The organism is Corallococcus macrosporus DSM 14697 (assembly GCF_002305895.1).
Classification (GTDB): domain Bacteria; phylum Myxococcota; class Myxococcia; order Myxococcales; family Myxococcaceae; genus Myxococcus; species Myxococcus macrosporus.
Window position 1 is genome coordinate 4324740 of sequence record NZ_CP022203.1, and the last position, 19309, is coordinate 4344048.

General features: G+C 70.1%; 1 protein-coding gene (running past one end of the window). It reads left to right on the top strand.

Annotation, left to right across the window (positions count from 1 at the left end; genetic code table 11):
• Positions 1-19309 carry the 5' portion of a non-ribosomal peptide synthase/polyketide synthase gene (locus MYMAC_RS17980; protein WP_095958962.1) on the top strand. 16508 nt of this gene lie beyond the right edge of the window, so 19309 of the gene's 35817 nt are visible here — the first part of the coding sequence; it begins with the start codon at positions 1-3; its stop codon lies beyond the right edge, outside the window.

A 19309-nucleotide genomic window follows, 5' to 3' on the forward strand; every position in this document is an offset into this window, starting at 1 on the left:
ATGGGGAATGAGACGGACAAGAAGCCCACGCTCACGCGCGAGGAGAAGCTCGCGCTGCTCGCGAAGCGGTTGGAGAAGAAGCCTCGGCCCGCGGTGCCGCTGACGTTCGCCCAGCAGTGGCTGTGGTCCCTGGAGCAGCGCTCACCCGGGCTGCCGGCCCACCGTCTGCCGTGGGTGCTGGAGCTGTCCGGCCATCTGGAGGTGGCCATCCTGGAGCGGAGCCTCCAGGACGTGGCGCGGCGTCATGAGCCGCTGCGCACGCACTTCGGCGAGGTCTCCGGCGCTCCGGTGCAATTCGTGGAGCCCCAGGTGCGCCTCCCGTTCACCGTGGAGGGGGTGGAAGACGTTCCGGCGGAGGCGCGCGAGGCCGCGGTCCGGCAGCGCATCCAGCGGGACCTGGAGACGCCGTTCGACCTGTCGCGTGGCCCGCTGGCGCGCGCGCTGCTGCTGCGTGTGTCGCCGGAGCGGCATGTGCTCCTGATGGTGGTGCACCACCTCGTCTGCGACGCCGCGTCCCTGGAGGTGCTCTCCCAGGAGCTGCTGGCGCTCTACGGTGCCTTCGTCCAGGGGCAGCCGTCGCCGCTGCCGGACGCACCGCTCCCGTACTCGGAGTACGCGGCGGCGCAGCGAGCCAGGCTGCGCGGAGACGCGCTGGATGCGCACCTGGAGCGGTGGCGCGAGCGCCTCGCGGGCGCGCCGCACGAGCTGGCGTTGCCCACGGACCGGCCTCGGCGCTCCTCGACGGGACGGGCGGAGCGGCGGCGGGCGCTGCTGCCCCAGGCGCTGACGGAGCGGCTGGAGTCGCTGGCGCGGGCCGAGGGTGGCTCCCTCTTCGCGGTCGTGCTGGCCGGGCTCCAGGCGGTGCTGTCGCGCTACAGCGGGCAGAAGGACCTGCTCATCGGCGCGCTGTCCGAGCGCGGGAACAAGGAGCTGGCGGGGTTGGTGGGCCTCGTGTCCGAGCCGCGAGCTCTTCGCGCGGACCTGTCTGGCCGGCCGGACTTCCGTGAGCTGCTGCGCCGGGCGAGGGCGGACACGGCGGAGGCCTTCGAGCACCCGCACGTCCCGTTCGAGCCGCTGCTGGAGTCGTTGGGCGTAGAGCACGACGCGACGCGCGCGCCGCTCTTCCAGGTGCGCTTCGGTGCGCGCGAGGCGCTTCCCCGGGTGCGCGCGGTTTCGGAGCTGGAGGTGCGCGTCCTCGACGCGGAGGGGGCCAGCACCGACCTGGACCTGTCCTTGATGATGGTCCAAGAGGCCGAGGGGCTCACGCTCGAGGCCACCTACAACGCGGACCTGTTCGACGCGGCGACCATCGGCGGGTTGCTGGGCCACCTGGAGGCGTTGCTCGAGGCGGCGGTGACGGCGCCGGACGTCCCGGTGGAGACGCTGCCGCTCCTGCGCGGACCCGAGCGCCAGCAGGTGCTGGTGACGTGGAGTGGCGCGAGCGAGCCGGTGGCGGCCCATGCGTGCGCGCATGCGTTGTTCGAGGCGCAGGTCGCGCGGACGCCGGAGGCCACGGCGGTGATCTCCGGCCGGGAGTCCGTGACGTATCGCGAGCTCGACGCGCGAGCGAACCGTGTGGCGATGCGTCTGCGCGCGCACGGCGTGGGCCTGGAGTCCCGGGTGGCCGTGTGCGTGGAGCGCTCGGTGGAGCTGCTGGCGGCGTTGCTGGGCGTGCTCAAGGCCGGCGGTGCCTATGTGCCGCTGGACCCCGAGTATCCCGCGGAGCGGCTGGGCTTCATGTTGGAGGACAGCGGCGCGCGCGTGGTCGTGGCGCGAGCGCGGTACCGGGAGAAGCTGGGGGCGTCTTCAGCGCCCGTGTGGCTGGAGGTGGACACGCTGACCTCGGCTGGTGCCGAGGAGACGGCGGAGGTCGCCGTCCCGGTGCCCCCGGAGGCCGCGGCGTATGTGCTCTACACGTCGGGCTCCACGGGGCGGCCCAAGGGCGTGGTGGTTCAGCACCAGTCGCTGGGGAGCTTCATCCGCGCGGAGTGGCAGGTGTGCCCGGTGGCCCCGGGTGACCGGGTGCTTCAGTTCGCGTCCATCAGTTGGGACACGAGCGCGGAGGAGATCTACCCGTGCCTCACGCAGGGCGGCACGCTGGTGCTGCGCACCCCCGAGCTGTTGGATGTCCCGGACGCCTTCCTGGCTCGGTGCGAGGCGGCTGGCATCAGCCAGCTCAACCTGCCCACGGCCTTCTGGCACGAGCTGACGGCGAGCCTGGACGAAGGCAAGGCGCGTCTCCCGGCGGGCCTGAAGTGGGTGGTCATCGGCGGGGAGCGGGCCGTTCCCGCCCGGGTGGCGCAGTGGCGCCGCCGCGTGGGGCGCGCGGTGCCGCTGTTGAACACCTACGGGCTGACCGAGGTGACGGCCGTGGCCACCGCGGTGGACCTGATGGCCGAAGTCGAGGACGCGGGGCGTGAGGTGGCCATCGGCCGGCCGCTGACGAACGTCCGCGTCTACGTCCTCGACGAGGCGCTGGAGCCAGTGCCCGCGGGCGTGGTGGGCGAGCTGTTCATCGGGGGGCTGGGCGTGGCGCGGGGGTATCTCGGCCGGCCCGGGCTGACCGCGGAGCGCTTCGTGCCCTCGCCCTGGGGAGCTGGGGCCCGGCTGTATCGCACGGGCGACAAGGCGCGTTGGCGGCGGGACGGCGTGCTGGAGTACCTGGGCCGGGGTGACGCGCAGGTGAAGGTGCGCGGGCATCGCATCGAGCCTGGCGAGGTGGAGTCGGCGCTGCTCGGGCAGCCGGGGGTTCGCGAGGCCCTGGTCGTGGTGCGCGAGGACGTGCCCGGCGACAAGCGGCTGGTGGCCTACGTGGTGCCGCGTGACGCTCACGGGCTGGAAGGCAGTGAGGTCCGCGCGAGCCTGGAGTCCCGGTTGCCGCGCTTCATGGTGCCGCAGGCGGTGGTGGTGCTGGAGCGGCTGCCGTTGCTGCCGAACGGGAAGGTGGACCGCGAGGCGCTCCCCGCGCCAGAGGCGGTGCAGGCGCCCCGGAGGGGGGCGCACGTCGCGCCGCGAACCCCGGTGGAGCAGATGCTCGCGGGCTTCTGGACGGAGGTGCTGCGGCTGGAGTCCGTCGGGCTGCACGACAACTTCTTCGAGGTGGGTGGACACTCGCTGCTGGCCATGCAGTTGGTCGCGCGCGTCCGCGAGGCCTTCCGGGTGGACCTGCCGCTGCGCGACGTCTTCGAGTCGGCGACGATCGCGGCGCTGGCGGAGCGGATCTCCCGAGCGGTCGCGGTGGCGGGCGTCCCCGCTCCGCCGCTGACTCGCACACCGAGGGAGGGTGGCATTGCCCCCTTGTCCTTCGCGCAGCAGCGCCTGTGGTTCCTGGCGCAGCTCGACCCGACGAACACGTCCTACAACCTCTGGGCGCCTGTCCGCGTCTCCGGAGCCCTGGATGTCGTCGCGCTGGAGCGCAGCTTCGACGCGCTGGTGCGCCGGCATGAGTCGCTGCGCACGACGTTCCGTGCCGAGGGCGGAGCGCCGGTGCAGGTGATTGCTCCCGATACCCGGGTACCGCTGGAGGTGGTGGACCTCTCTGGCTTGCCAGCGGCCGAACGTGAGGCGGCGGCGAAGGCGCGGACCGAGGAGGAGGTGCGCCGCCCGTTCCAACTGGAGCAAGGGCCGCTGCTGCGCACGGTGCTGTTGAAGGTGTCCGAGCACGAGTACGTGCTGGCGCTGGTGATGCACCACATCGTGTCGGACTACTGGTCCATGGGCATCCTGGTGCGCGAGGTGGCCGCGCTCTACGAGTCCTTGTCCCAGGGGCAGCCGTCGCCATTGCCAGAGCTGCCCGTGCAGTACGCCGACTTCGCCGTCTGGCAGCGCGAGTGGCTCAAGGGGGAGGTGCTGGAGACGCAGCTCGCCTATTGGCGGAAGCAGCTCGAGGGTGCGTCGAGCGCCCTGGCGTTGCCCACGGACAGGCCTCGCCCCGCGGCACAGACGTTCCGGGGCGCGAATCTCCACGCCCGGTGGCCCAAGGCGCTGTGGCGGGAGGTGGAGGCGCTTGGCCGCCGCGAAAGCGCGACGCCGTTCATGGTGCTGCTGGCGGCGTTCCAGACGGTGCTGTCCCGTTACTCGGGGCAGGACGACGTGAGCGTGGGCGCTCCCATCGCGGGGCGGTCGCACTCGGAGACGGAGGGGCTGATCGGCTTCTTCGTGAACACGCTGGTGCTGCGGGCCAGGCTGGTGCCCGGACTGACGTTTCGTGAATTGTTGGGACAGGTCCGGGAGGTGACGCTCGGGGCCTACGCGCACCAGGACGTGTCGTTCGAGAAGCTGGTGGAGGAGCTGCAACCTGAGAGGGACTTGAGCCGCAGCCCGCTGTTCCAGGTGACGTTGACGCTCCAGAACACTCCGGCCGCGGATGTCCAACTGCGAGGCATCACCCTCAAAGGCGGGGAGGCGGAGGAGAAGACCTCGAAGTTCGACCTGTCGCTGGTCGTCGAGGAGGTGCCGGACGCCGTGGTCGCGACCGTCAACTACAACAGCGACCTGTTCGAGGCCGGGACGATGGACCGGATGCTCGGGCACCTGAAGGTGCTGTTGGAGGGCGCCATCGCCGAGCCTGAGGCGCGGCTGGGTGAGCTGCCGTTGATGGGCGCCGAGGAACGGACGCGCGTGGTGGAGGCGTGGAGTGGGACGGCTACTGCGTACCCTCGCGACGTAGGGTTACCGGAGCTGTTTGAAGCCCAGGTGCAGCGGACGCCGGAGTCGGAGGCGGTGGAGTACGAGGGGCAGCGGCTGACGTACCGGGAGCTGAACCGGCGAGCGAACCAGCTCGCGCACCACCTGAAAGCCATGGGCGTGGGCCCCGAGGTGAGGGTGGGGCTGTGCGTGGAGCGCTCGCTGGAGTTGGTGGTGAGCGTGCTGGGCATCCTGAAGGCAGGCGGTGTGTACGTGCCGCTGGACGCCAGCTACCCGCTGGAGCGCCTGGCTTGGATGAAGGCGGAGGCGGGCGTCGCGGTGTTGGTGGCGCAGGAGAAGCTTGCGGACGAGGTGGCGTCTGGCGGTGAGTTGGTGGTGTGCGTGGACACGGAGTGGGCCACGCACGTCGCCCGTCAGCCTGAGAGCAACCCTGCTTCAACGGTGAGTGGAGACAACCTGGCGTATGTGATGTTCACGTCGGGGAGCACGGGGAAGCCGAAGGGCGTGGGGGTGCCGCACCGAGCGGTGTCGCGGCTGGTGCTGGGGGCGGACTACGCGCGCTTCGGGCCCGAGGAGGTGTGGCTGCAGCTTGCGCCGATTTCCTTCGATGCCTCGACGCTGGAGGTGTGGGGCGCGCTGCTGCACGGGTCGAAGCTGGTGGTGTACCCGGCGGGTACGCCGTCGCTGGAGGAGTTGGGCCGGAAGCTGGAGACGTCGGGAGTGACGTCACTGTGGCTGACGGCGGCGCTGTTCGAGCAGATGCAGGCGCGGCAGGCGCAAGCCCTGGCGAAGGTGCGGCAGGTGCTGGCGGGTGGAGACGCGCTGCCGGTGGCGCGGGTGAAGGAGCGACTTTCCGCGGGCGGAGTCCTCATCAACGGGTACGGCCCGACGGAGAACACGACGTTCTCCAGCACGTACCGGATGGAGAGCCCGGAGGAGGTAGGCGCGTCGGTGTCCATCGGCCGGCCTGTGTCCAATACGACGGCATACGTGCTGGACGGCGGGATGCGGCCGGTGCCGGTGGGCGTCCCGGGCGAGCTGTACGTGGGCGGAGACGGGCTGGCAGTGGGCTACGTGGGCCGCCCTGAGCTGACGGCGGAGCGCTTCGTGCCGAGCCCGTTCGGAGACGGCGAGCGCCTCTACCGGACGGGGGACGTGGCGCGGTGGCTGGGGAACGGGACGCTGGAGTTCCTTGGCCGAGGCGACACGCAGGTGAAGGTGCGCGGGTACCGAATCGAGCTGGGGGAGGTGGAAGCGGCGCTGGCCCAGCACGCGGGCGTCAACGAGGCCGTGGTGGTGGCGCGGGAAGACGCCAGTGAAGGCAAGCGGCTGGTGGCATACGTGACGGTACATGACGGCACCGCGCTTGAGCCCAGCGCGCTACGCGCCCATATGAAGCAGCGGCTGCCGGAGTACATGGTGCCGTCGGCATACGTGGTGCTCCAAACGCTGCCGCTGACGCCGAACGGCAAGGTGGACCGCAAGGCCCTGCCCGCGCCGGAGGCAGCGGGCCCGAAGGCTGAGCAGTTCCAGGCGCCACGGACGGCCACGGAGCAGAAGCTGGCGGCCATCTTCAGCGAAGTGCTGAACGTCGAGCGCGTGGGGCTGGAGGGAGACTTCTTCGAGCTGGGAGGACACTCGCTACTGGCCACGCAGTTGGTGTCCCGAGTGCGCGAGGCGTTCCAGATGGAGCTGCCCCTGCGGGACGTCTTCGAGTCCCCCACGGTGGAGAAGCTGGCCGCGCGGTTGGAGGAGGCGCAGTCGGGGGCCTCGGCACAGCAGGCGCCAGCACTGCGGCGAATGCCTCGGGTCGGGGCACTCCCGCTTTCGTTTGCCCAGCAGCGGCTGTGGTTCCTCGAGCAGTTGGAGCCAGGAAGCTCCGTCTACAACATCCCACTGGCCATCCGGCTCTCGGGGGCGTTGCAGGTCGATGCCCTGGAGCTCGCTCTTCGGGAGCTGGTTCGTCGCCACGAGGTCCTGCGGACGACGTTCCGCACCGAGGGTGGCACACCCGTGCAGATCATCTCCCAGCAGGCGGCAGTCGCCCTCCTGGTGATGGATCTGTCGGCCCTTCCGGAGTCGGAGGCCGAAGCGGAGGTGCAGCGACTGCTGCGCGAGGAATCCCTTCGGGGGTTCGATCTCTCCAGCGGGCCGCTTCTTCGCACGCGCCTGCTGAAGCGCTCCGAGTCCGAGCACGTGCTGCTGGCGAACATGCACCACATCGTCTCGGACGGGTGGTCCATGGGCGTCATCGTCCGGGAACTCTCGGTGCTCTACGGCGCGTTCCGGGAGGGACGGCCGTCACCTCTTCCCGAACTTGAAGTGCAGTACGTCGACTTCTCGATGTGGCAGCGAGCCTGGCTGGAGAGCGGCGCGCTGAGGCAACAGCTCGACTGGTGGCGCGAGCAGCTCGAGGGGGCGCCTCACTACCTGGCGCTCCCCACGGACAGGCCGTTGCCGGCGGTCCAGTCCTCGCGTGGCGCGCACCTCCCGGTTCGGCTGTCCCGGGCCTTGTCCTCCGCGGTGCAGGCCCTGGCCCAGCGGCACGGGGCCACGGCCTTCATGGTGCTACTGGCGGGCTTCCAGGCGCTGTTGGCTCGCTATACCAGCCAGGACGACCTGGTCGTCGGTACGCCTGTCGCCGGTCGCAATCGCGCGGAGACGGAGGGGCTGATTGGCTTCTTCGTCAATACGCTCGCGCTACGAGCGCGTCCGTCCGCGGAGAAGCCGTTCCTCACGCTGCTCGCGGAGGTGAAGCACGCGGCGCTGGGGGCCTACGGGCATCAGGACGTCCCGTTCGAGCAATTGGTGGAGGAGCTCCAGCCGGAGCGCAACCTCGGCCACTCTCCGCTGTTCCAGGTGATGTTCTCCCTGCAGAACACGCCTGTGCCGGAGTCCCGGGTCCCGGGGCTTTCGATGAGCGCGATGGACTCCGAGCTTGGCGCCGCGAAGTTCTTCCTGACGCTGGCGCTGGAGGACCTGCCGGAGGGCTTCGCTGGCGTCTTCGAGTACAACGCCGACCTCTTCAGCCCAACCACCATCCAGCGCATGGCCAGCCACTGGCTCACGTTGCTGGAGGCGGCCGTGGCGACGCCGGAACAGCGGCTGTCCGAGCTGCCCCTGCTGTCGCTCGACGAGCGGCATCAGCTCCTCGTGGCGTGGAACAACACCCGGGCCGCGTACCCACGCGAGACGCCCGTGCACGTGCAACTGGCGGAGCTGGCTGCGCGCGCTCCGGACTCGGTGGCGCTCTCCTGGGAGGGCGGACAGCTCACCTTCACGGCGCTGCGGGCGCGCGTGCGCTCCCTGGCGGGGCATCTGCGCCAGCTCGGCGTCGGCCCCGAGATTCGAGTCGGGCTCTGTGCGCGCGGCTCGCCCGAACGGGTGCTGGGGCTCCTCGCCATCTTGGAGGCGGGCGGAGCCTGGGTTCCGCTGGAGCACGACGCCCCGCGCGAGCGGCTGACCCGCATCCTGGAGGACGCCCGGTCCCAGGTGGTCCTCACGCAGCGGGCACTGCGTGACGGCATCCCGCCGCTCTCGGTGCCGGTGGTCCTGCTCGAGGACCCTCCGGAGGCGGATTCTTCCCCCTCCTGGACTTCGGGGGTGGTGGCGGACAACGCCGCGTACGTCCTCTTCACCTCCGGCACCACGGGGCGTCCCAAGGGCGTGGTCGTCTCCCACCGCGCCTTGGCGCGGCACACCGCGTGGTTCATCACCGCGCTGAAGCTGGGCGCTGGGGACCGGGTGCTGCAGAAGGCCTCCCTGGGCTTCGACGCGTCCGTGCCGGAGGTGCTGGCCACGCTGGTGGCGGGTGCGGAGCTGGTGATCGCACCTCCCGATGCCGAGCGTGACACCGAGGTCCTCCTGGCCGCGCTGGAGCGTCAGCGCGTCACGGTGCTCCAACTGGTGCCGTCGCAGCTCCGCGTCCTCTTGATGCATGAGCGTGTGGCGCAAGCCGCGGGTCTGCGCGTGCTGCTGTCTGGCGGTGAGGCGCTGCCGGTGGAGCTGGTGCACCTGGCTCGGGCGCGGCTGCCTTCGACGACGCTCATCAACGCGTACGGGCCGACGGAGACCACGGTTGACGCGACGGCCTGGCTTGGTGGGGACCTGGGTGAATGGCCCATCGCCCCGATTGGCGCGCCCATCGCGAACACGCAGGTCTATGTCCTGGATGCCCAGGGCCACCCGGTGCCGGTGGGGGTCGCGGGCGAGCTGTTCATTGGAGGGGAGGGGCTGGCGCGTGGCTATGTGGGCCGGCCGGAGCAGACAGCGGAGCGGTTCGTGCCGGACGGCTTCGGGGCTTCCCCAGGCGCCCGGCTGTACCGCACGGGTGACCGCGTCCGCTGGCGCGGGGATGGCGCGCTGGAGTTCCTGGGCCGGATGGACGCGCAGGTCAAGGTGCGCGGCCACCGCATCGAGCCAGGTGAGATCGAGGCCGTGCTGGCGGAGCATCCGGCCGTGCAGGCCGCCGTGGTGGTGGCACGCCAGGACGCGTCGGGAGAGGTGCGGCTGGTGGCCTACGTATCGGCGCGGGCCGGTGGCGTGGAGCCCCCCGCGCTGCGAGCCTTCCTGTCGGAGCGACTGCCTCCGGCCATGGTGCCGTCGTGGTTCGTGAGTCTGGAGTCGCTGCCGCTGCTCCCCAGCGGAAAGGTGGATCGGCGGGCGCTGCCCGCGCCCGAGCCGGAGGCCGGTGAGCACGAGTACGCCGCGCCGAGGACCCCGACCGAGGAGCTGCTGTGCGGGTTCTTCAGCCGGGTGCTGGGCGTGGAGCGCGTGGGCATCCATGATGGCTTCTTCGAGCTGGGCGGGCACTCGTTGCTGGCGACCCAGTTGGTGTCGCGCATCCGATCAGCGTTTCGGGTGGAGCTCGCGCTCCGCGAGCTGTTCGAGGCGCCCACCGTGGCGGAGCTGGCGCGGAGGGTGGAACAGGCGCTGCGGACCGGAGCGGAGCCGCTGTTGCCTCGAATCAAGGCCCTGCCTGGCGCCCGGGAGCTGCCCCTTTCGTTCGCGCAGCAGCGGCTCTGGTTCCTCGATCAACTTCAGCCGGGGAGCGCCTTCTACAACGTGTCCGCGGTGGTGAAGCTGACCGGGCCATTGGACCCTCGCGCCCTGGAGTGGAGCTTCGAGGAGCTGGTGCGACGCCATGAGGCCCTGCGCACCACGTTCCGCGCTGACGGTGGACTGCCCGTGCAGGTCATCGCGCCGGAGCAGGAGCTCGCCTTCGCCGTTGTGTCCCTGGAGTCAGCGGCGGACGCGGACCGCGACGGGAGCGCGAAGGCGTGGGCTGAAGACGAGGCGCAGCGGCCCTTCGACCTGAAGAAGGGGCCGCTGTTGAGGGCCACGCTGCTGCGTCTGCGGGAGCAGGAGCACGTGCTGGTGTTGGTGATGCACCACATCGTGTCGGACGAGTGGTCCATGGGCATCCTGGTGCGCGAGGTGGCCACGCTCTATGAGGCCCTGTCCCAGGGCCAGCGGCCGCGGTTGCCCGAGCTGCCGCTCCAGTATGGAGATTTCGCTGTCTGGCAGCATGAGTGGCTGACCGGCGGCGTGTTGGAGACGCAGCTGGGTTACTGGCGGCGGCAGCTGGCCGATGCACCTCGTGCACTGTCGCTGCCCACGGACAAGCCGCGGCCGGCGGTGCAGACCTTCCGCGGAGGACTGCTGGAGACCCTGTGGCCAGCCGAGCTGTGGGCCGCGGTGAAAGCGCTTGGACACCGAGAAGGCGCGACGCCGTTCATGGTGCTGCTGGCGGCGTTCCAGACGGTGCTGGCCCGTTACTCGGGGCAGGACGACGTCTGCGTGGGCGCGCCCATCGCGGGCCGTACGCGCGAAGAGACGGAGGGGCTGATTGGCTTCTTCGTGAACACGCTGGTGCTGCGGGCGAGGCCGTCTCGCGACCTGAGCTTCCGTGCGTTGTTGGCGCAGGTGCGGGAAGTGACGCTGGGAGCGTACGCGCACCAGGATGTGCCGTTCGAGAAGCTGGTGGAGGAGCTGCAGCCTGAAAGGGACTTGAGCCGCAGCCCGTTGTTCCAGGTGACGTTGACGCTCCAGAACACGCCGTCCTCCGAGGTCCGGCTGCGGGAGCTCTCGTTGAAGGGCGTGGACGCCGAGGAAAAGACGTCGAAGTTCGACATGTCGTTGCTGGCAGAGGAGGCGCCGCACGGGCTCTCTGTCGCGGTGAACTACAACAGCGACCTGTTCGAGGCCGGGACGATGGACCGGCTGCTCGGGCACCTGAAGGTGCTGTTGGAGGCGGCTGTCGTCAGTCCGGAGACTCGGTTGGGCGAGCTTCCGTTGATGGGCGCCGAGGAACGGACGCGCCTGGTGAAGGCGTGGAGTGGGACGGCTTCTGCGTACCCTCGCGACGAAGGGTTGGCGGAGCTGTTTGAAGCCCAGGTGCAGCGGACGCCGGAGTCGGAGGCGGTGGAGTACGAGGGGCAGCGGCTGACGTACAGGGAGCTGAACCGGCGTGCGAACCAGCTCGCGCATCACCTGAAGGGCATGGGTGTGGGGCCGGAAGTGAGGGTAGGCCTGTGCGTGGAGCGCTCGCTGGAGTTGGTGGTGAGCGTGCTGGGCATCCTGAAGGCGGGAGGCGTGTACGTGCCGCTGGATGCGAGCTACCCGCTGGAGCGGCTGGCTTGGATGAAGGCGGAGGCAGGCGTCGCGGTGTTGGTGGCGCAGGAGAAGCTTGCGGACGAGGTGGCGTCTGGCGGTGAGTTGGTGGTGTGCGTGGATACGGAGTGGGCCACGCACGTCGCCCGTCAGCCTGAGAGCAACCCTGCTTCAACGGTGAGTGGAGACAACCTGGCGTACGTGATGTTCACGTCAGGAAGCACGGGGAAGCCGAAGGGCGTGGGGGTGCCGCACCGAGCGGTGTCGCGATTGGTGCTGGGGACGGACTACGCGCGCTTCGGGCCTGACGAGGTGTGGCTGCAACTGGCGCCGATTTCCTTCGACGCCTCGACGCTGGAGGTGTGGGGCGCGCTGCTGCACGGGGCGAAGCTGGTGGTGTACCCGGCGGGCACGCCTTCGCTGGAGGAGTTGGGCCGGAAGCTGGAGACGTCGGGAGTGACGTCACTGTGGCTGACGGCGGCGCTGTTCGAGCAGATGCAGGCGCGGCAGCCGCAGGCCCTGGCGAAGGTGCGTCAGTTGCTCGCGGGTGGAGACGCGCTGCCGGTGGCGCGGGTGAAGGAGCGGCTGGAAGCGGGAGGAGTCCTCATCAACGGGTACGGCCCGACGGAGAACACGACGTTCTCCAGCACGCACCGGATGGAGAGTCCGGAGGAGGTGGGCGCGTCGGTGTCCATCGGCCGACCTGTGTCCAATACGACGGCATACGTGCTGGACGGCGCAATGCGGCCGGTGCCGGTGGGTGTGCCCGGTGAGTTGTACGTGGGCGGAGACGGCCTGGCAGTGGGCTACGTGGGCCGCCCTGAGTTGACGGCGGAGCGCTTCGTGCCGAGCCCATACGGAGACGGCGAGCGCCTCTACCGCACGGGAGACATGGTGCGGTGGCTGGGGAACGGGACGCTGGAGTTCCTGGGCCGAGGCGACACGCAGGTGAAGGTGCGTGGGTACCGAATCGAGCTGGGAGAGGTGGAGGCGGCGCTGGCCCAGCACGCGGGCGTCAACGAGGCCGTGGTGGTGGCGCGGGAGGACGGGAGCGAAGGCAGGCGGCTGGTGGCGTATGTGACGCCGCGAGAGGGCTCGGAGCTGGAGCCCAACGCGCTACGCGCCCATATGAAGCAACGGCTGCCGGAGTACATGGTGCCGTCGGCGTATGTGGTGCTGGAGACGCTGCCGCTGACGCCGAACGGGAAGGTGGACCGCAAGGCCCTGCCCGCACCGGAGGCAGCGGGCCCGAAGGCCGAGCAGTTCCAGGCGCCACGGACGGCCACGGAGCAGAAGCTGGCGGCCATCTTCAGCGAAGTGCTGAACGTCGAGCGCGTGGGGCTGGAGGGAGACTTCTTCGAGCTGGGCGGACACTCGCTGCTGGCCACGCAGTTGGTGTCACGCGTGCGCGAGGCGTTCCAGATGGAGCTGCCCCTGCGGGACGTCTTCGAGTCCCCCACGGTGGAGAAGCTGGCACAGCGACTGGACGCGGAGGTCCCCCGCGAGGTGGCCGTCCAGGTTCCTCCGCCCACGCGCGTCGAGCGTACCGGGCCTTTGCCCTTGTCGTTCGCACAGCAGCGACTCTGGTTCCTGGATCAGCTGGAGCCAGGGAGTTCGTCCTACAACATCCCGGTGGCGGTGAAGCTGACCGGCGAGGTGCGCGTCGAGGCTCTGCGGCAGGCCTTCAAGGCGTTGGTGCTCCGCCACGAGTCGCTGCGCACGACGTTCCAGTCCAGCGGAGCGGCTCCCGTTCAGGTCATCGCAGCGGACTCGCCCGTGCAGCTGAGCGTTGTCGACCTGACGGCGTTGGGCGACGCCGAGCGGCCCGCGGAGGCACATCGCCTCATCTCCCAGGAGGCCGGGCGACCCTTCGACCTGTCTCGCGGGCCCCTGCTGCGCACGGGGCTGCTGAAGCTGTCCGAGCAGGAGCACGTGCTGGTGCTGGTGATGCACCACATCGTGTCGGATGGCTGGTCCATGGGCATCCTCGTGCGTGAGGTCGTCGCGCTCTACGCGTCCTGCTCGCAGGGCCTGCCGTCGCCGCTGCCGGAGCTGCCCCTCCAGTACGCCGACTACGCGGTCTGGCAGCGGGAGTGGATGCAGGGAGCCGTGCTGGACGCCCAGTTGGGTTGGTGGAAGGACCAGCTCCAGGGGGCGACTCAGGCGCTGGAGTTGCCCACGGATCGGCCGCGTCCCGCGGTGCAGACCTTCCGGGGAGACAGCCGGGACGTCCAGTGGCCGCGCGAGCTGTGGGAGTCCGTCAAGGGGCTCGCGCGCCATGAAGGCGCCACGCCGTTCATGGTGTTGCTGGCGGCGTTCCAGACGGTGTTGTCCCGCTACTCGGGGCAGGACGACATCTGCGTGGGGTCCCCCATCGCCAACCGCACCCGGGCGGAGACGGAGGGGCTGATTGGCTTCTTCGTCAACACCCTGGTCCTTCGAGCGCGCCTCGCTGGAAACCCGACGTTCCGGGAGCTGCTGGCGCAGGTGCGTGAGCGGACGCTCGGGGCGTATGCGCATCAGGACGTCCCCTTCGAGCGGTTGGTGGAAGCGCTCAAGCCGGAGCGTGACCTGAGCCGCAGTCCGCTGTTCCAGGTGATGTTCATTCTGCAGAACACGCCCACGGTGGAGCTGCACCTGCCGGGCCTGACCCTGACGGGGATGGAGGGCGACGCGGGCACGTCGAAGTTCGACCTGACGCTGGAGCTGACCGAGACGGCGCGAGGGCTGTCGGTCAGCGCCGTGTACAACAGCGACCTCTTCGATCCGGAGACCATCGATCGGCTGCTCGGCCACTTGCGGGTGCTGGCGGAAGCCGCAGTCCAGGACCCCGAGGTGCGCCTGGTGGAGCTGCCGCTGCTGGATGCAGTGGAGCGTCGCCGCTTGCTCGTGGAGTGGAACGACACGCGCGCGGACCGCGCCCCCAGCACCATCCAGGCCCTCTTCGAAGCACAGGCCGCGCGGACCCCTGAGGCGCTGGCCGTGGTGGCCGAGGACTCGCGGCTGACCTACGGCGAGCTGAACCGGCGTGCGAACCAGGTGGCGCACCACCTGCGCTCCCTGGGCGTGGGGCCGGATGTCCCGGTGGGCTTGTACCTGGACCGCTCGGCGAGTGCCCTGGTGGGGCTCTGGGGCATCTTGAAGGCGGGCGGGGCCTACGTGCCGCTGGATGTCACCTCTCCGGCCGAGCGGCTCCAGAGCGTGCTCGCGGACGCGGAGGCGAGGGTGCTCGTCACGCAGTCGTCCCTGGCGGATGCCCTGCGCTGGGGCGCTGGCGCGGTGGTCTGCCTGGATTCGGACGCCCACGCACTGGCGGAGTGGAGCGACAGCAATCCGGTGCCGACGGCGGCGCCGGAGAACCTCGCCTACGTCATCTTCACCTCGGGTTCGACAGGCAAGCCGAAGGGCGTGGCCATCGAGCATCGGCAACTCGTCACCTACGTGGACGGCGTGTCCGCGCGCCTGGCGCTTCCGGAGGGCGCATCCTTCGCCTCCGTGTCGACGCTGGCCGCGGACCTGGGACACACCGCTGTCTTCCCGACGCTCTGCCGAGGCGGCGCGTTGCACCTCGTGTCGCGCGAGCGCGCCTCCGACCCGTCCGCGCTTGCGGCGCTCTTCGAGCAGGAGCGAGTGGACTGCCTGAAGATCGTCCCCGCGCACCTGCAAGCGCTGCTGGCCTCGGGGCGGCCGGAGCGGGTGTTGCCGCGGCAGCGGCTGGTCCTGGGCGGTGACGTCTCGGAGTGGGCGCTGATGGACCGGGTCCACGCCCTGGCGCCAGGGTTGGTGGTGTTCAACCACTACGGCCCTTCGGAGACGACGGTGGGGGTGCTCACGCTCCAGGTGGAGCGCGAGCCGCGGGGGCGCGTGTCCGCGTCGGTGCCGCTGGGCCGGCCCATCCCGAACGCGCGCGTCTACGTGCTGGACGCACGGTTGCGCCCGGTGCCGGTGGGGATTCCAGGGGAGTTGTGCATCGGTGGAGAGACGGTGGGCCGCGGCTACCTGGGCCGGCCGGACCTCTCGGCCGAGCGCTTCATGCCGGACCCGTACACGGATGAGCCGGGGGCGCGGATGTACCGGACCGGTGACCGGGCCCGTGTGCTCGCGGATGGGCGGGTGGAGTTCCTGGGGCGCATGGACTACCAGCTCAAGGTCCGCGGCTATCGCGTCGAGTTGGGGGAGGTGGAAGCGGCGCTGGAGCGGCACGTCGCGGTGCGCGAGTCCGTCGTGGTGGCCCTCGACGGCGCGGCGGAGGGCAAGCGCCTGGTGGGTTACGCCGTGCCGAAGCCAGGGCACGCACTGGACGCCGAGTCGCTGCGGGGCTTCCTGGCGCGGACGCTGCCTGAGTACATGGTACCGCAGGCCCTGGTGGTGCTGGACTCGCTGCCTTTGACGCCCAACGGGAAGGTGGACCGCAAGGCCCTGCCCGCGCCGGACTTCCAGGCGGCGGACGCGGAAGCCTTCGTCGCGCCTCGGACGGCCACGGAGGAGCTCCTGGCGGGCTTGTTCTCCGAGGTGCTGGGCCTGGAGCGAGTCGGTGTCCACAGCGGCTTCTTCGATCTGGGCGGGCACTCGCTGCTGGCCACGCAGGCCATCTCCCGCATCCGGGGCGCCTTGGGTATCGAGCTCCCGCTCCGAGACCTCTTTGAAGCTCCGACCGTGGCCGCGCTCGCCGAACGGGTGGACCGCTGGGTCCGGTCTGGCGCGGCGGTCGCGGCGCCTCCGCTGAGGCCAAGGGAGGGACGGACAAACGTCCTCCCCCTGTCGTTCGCGCAGCAGCGGTTGTGGTTCCTGGAGCAGCTCGCGCCAGGAAGCGCCTTCTACAACGTCCCGGCGGTGGTGAAGTTGTCTGGGCCGCTCGACGTGGTGGCCCTGAAGCGGAGCTTCGACGCGCTCGTTCGCCGCCACGAGTCCTTGCGGACCACGTTCCGCGCCGAGGGTGGAGCGCCCGTGCAGGTCATCTCGCCCGAGGGGCAGCGCGCGCTGGCGGTCGTTGACCTGAGCGGACACCCCGACGCGGAGCAGGAGGCCCTGCGGCGCTCCGAGGCGGAGTCGCTCAAGCCCTTCGATCTGGAGAAGGGGCCGCTGCTGAGGACCTCGCTGCTGCGACTCGGGGCGCAGGAGCACGTGCTGGTGCTGATGATGCATCACATCGTGTCCGATGGCTGGTCGATGGGGGTCCTCGTCCGGGAGGTCGCGGCGCTCTACGACGCCTTCACCCGGAGCCATCCATCACCGCTCCCGGAGTTGCCGGTGCAGTACCCGGACTACGCGGTGTGGCAGCGCGAGTGGCTCCAGGGCGAGGTGTTGGAGGCGCAGCTCGCGTACTGGCGGGAGCAGCTCGCCGATGCGCCGAGGGCCCTGGAGTTGCCCACCGACAAGGCGCGGCCAGCGGTTCAGACGTACAGCGGAGCCCTGCGTCACGAAGTGTGGCCCAGGTCCCTCTGGCGTGACCTGGAGGCCTTCGGCCGGCGAGAAGGCGCGACGCCGTTCATGGTGTTGCTGGCGGCGTATCAGGTGGTGCTGTCGAGGTACGCGAGGCAGGAGGACGTGAGCGTGGGCTCGCCCATCGCAGGGCGGACGCATGGGGAGACGGAGGGGCTGATCGGGTTCTTCGCGAACATGCTGGTGCTGCGCACGAAGGTGAGCGCGGCGCGGAGCTTCCGGGAACTGCTGGGGCAGGTGAGGGAAGTGACGCTGGGGGCGTACGCGCACCAGGATGTGCCGTTCGAGAAGCTGGTGGAGGAGCTGCAGCCAGAGAGGGACTTGAGCCGCAGCCCGCTGTTCCAGGTGACGCTGACGCTGCAGAACACGCCAGTGACGGACGTGACGTTGGGTGAGGGGCTGCGCCTCTCCGGCGTGGAGTCGGAGGGCAGGACGTCGAAGTTCGACCTGTCGCTGGTGGTGGAGGAGGTTCAGGACGGTGTGGTGGTGGCGGCCAACTACAACACCGATTTGTTTGAAGCGGAGACGGTGCTCAAGCTGTTGAGGCACCTGCGGACGCTGCTGAATGCGGCCATCGCCGAGCCGGAGACTCGGTTGGGCGAGCTTCCGTTGATGGACGCCGAGGAACGGAATCGGCTGGTGAAGGCGTGGAGCGGGACGGCTACTGCGTACCCGCGCGATGCTGGCCTTGCGGTCCTCTTCGAACAGCAGGTTGAGCGTACGCCGGAGTCGGTGGCGGTGGAGTACGAGGGGCAGCGGCTGACGTACAGCGAGTTGAACCGGCGAGCGAACCAGTTGGCGCACCACCTGAGGGGCATGGGTGTGGGGCCGGAAGTGAGGGTGGGGCTGTGCGTGGAGCGCTCGCTGGAGTTGGTGGTGAGCGTGCTGGGCATCCTGAAGGCGGGAGGCGTGTACGTGCCGCTGGATGCCAGCTACCCGCTGGAGCGGCTGGCTTGGATGAAGGCGGAGGCGGGCGTCGCGGTGTTGGTGGCGCAGGAGAAGCTTGCGGACGAGGTGGCGTCTGGCGGTGAGCTGGTGGTGTGCGTGGACACGGAGTGGGCCACGCAGATTGCCCACCAGCCGGAGACGACACCGAGCACGCGAGTCTGCGGAGACAACCTGGCGTACGTGATGTTCACGTCGGGGAGCACCGGGAAGCCGAAGGGCGTTGGCGTGCCGCACCGAGCGGTGTCGCGACTGGTGCTGGGGGCGGACTACGCGCGCTTCGGGCCTGAGGAGGTGTGGCTGCAACTGGCGCCGATTTCCTTCGACGCCTCGACGTTGGAGGTGTGGGGCGCGCTGCTGCACGGGTCGAAGCTGGTGGTGTACCCGGCGGGCACGCCGTCGTTGGAGGAGTTGGGCCGGAAGCTGGAGACGTCGGGAGTGACGTCGCTGTGGCTGACGGCGGCGCTGTTCGAGCAGATGCAGGCGCGGCAGCCGCAAGCCCTGGCGAAGGTGCGGCAGGTGCTGGCGGGTGGAGACGCGCTGCCGGTGGCGCGGGTGAAGGAGCGGCTGGAAGCGGGAGGAGTCCTCATCAACGGGTACGGCCCGACGGAGAACACGACGTTCTCCAGCACGTACCGGATGGAGAGTCCGGAGGAGGTGGGCGCATCGGTGTCCATCGGCCGGCCTGTGTCCAATACGACGGCATACGTGCTGGACGGCGGGATGCGGCCGGTGCCGGTGGGCGTCCCGGGCGAGCTGTACGTGGGCGGAGACGGCCTGGCAGTGGGCTACGTGGGCCGCCCTGAGCTGACGGCGGAGCGCTTCGTGCCGAGCCCGTTCGGAGACGGCGAGCGCCTCTACCGGACGGGGGACGTGGCGCGGTGGCTGGGGAACGGGACGCTGGAGTTCCTGGGCCGAGGCGACACGCAGGTGAAGGTGCGCGGGTACCGCATTGAGCTGGGGGAGGTGGAAGCGGCGCTGGCCCAGCACGCGGGCGTCAACGAGGCCGTGGTGGTGGCGCGGGAAGACGCCAGTGAAGGCAAGCGGCTGGTGGCGTATGTGACGCCGCGAGAGGGCTCGGAGCTGGAGCCCAACGCGCTACGCGCCCATATGAAGCAACGGCTGCCGGAGTACATGGTGCCGTCGGCGTATGTGGTGCTGGAGACGCTGCCGCTGACGCCGAACGGGAAGGTGGACCGCAAGGCCCTGCCCGCACCGGAGGCCGCGGGCCCGAAGGCCGAGCAGTTCCAGGCGCCACGGACGGCCACGGAGCAGAAGCTGGCGGCCATCTTCAGCGAAGTGCTGAACGTCGAGCGCGTGGGGCTGGAGGGAGACTTCTTCGAGCTGGGCGGACACTCGCTGCTGGCGACACAGTTGGTGTCACGCGTGCGCGAGGATTTGAAGATCGAGCTCCCCTTGAGGGACATCTTCGAGTGCCCCACGGTCGAGAAGCTGGCTCAACGTGTAGAGGACTCTCGCGGAACAGAATCGGCGGTGGTTCGGGCTCCACGTTTGACTCGGGCGCCTCGGGACGTGGCGATTCCGTTGTCATTCGCGCAGCAGCGGTTGTGGTTCCTTGATCAACTGGAGCCAGGCAGCCCGTTCTACAACGTGCCTTCGGTGGTGAGGCTCTCGGGGCGTCTGGAGCTGGAGGCCTTGGAGT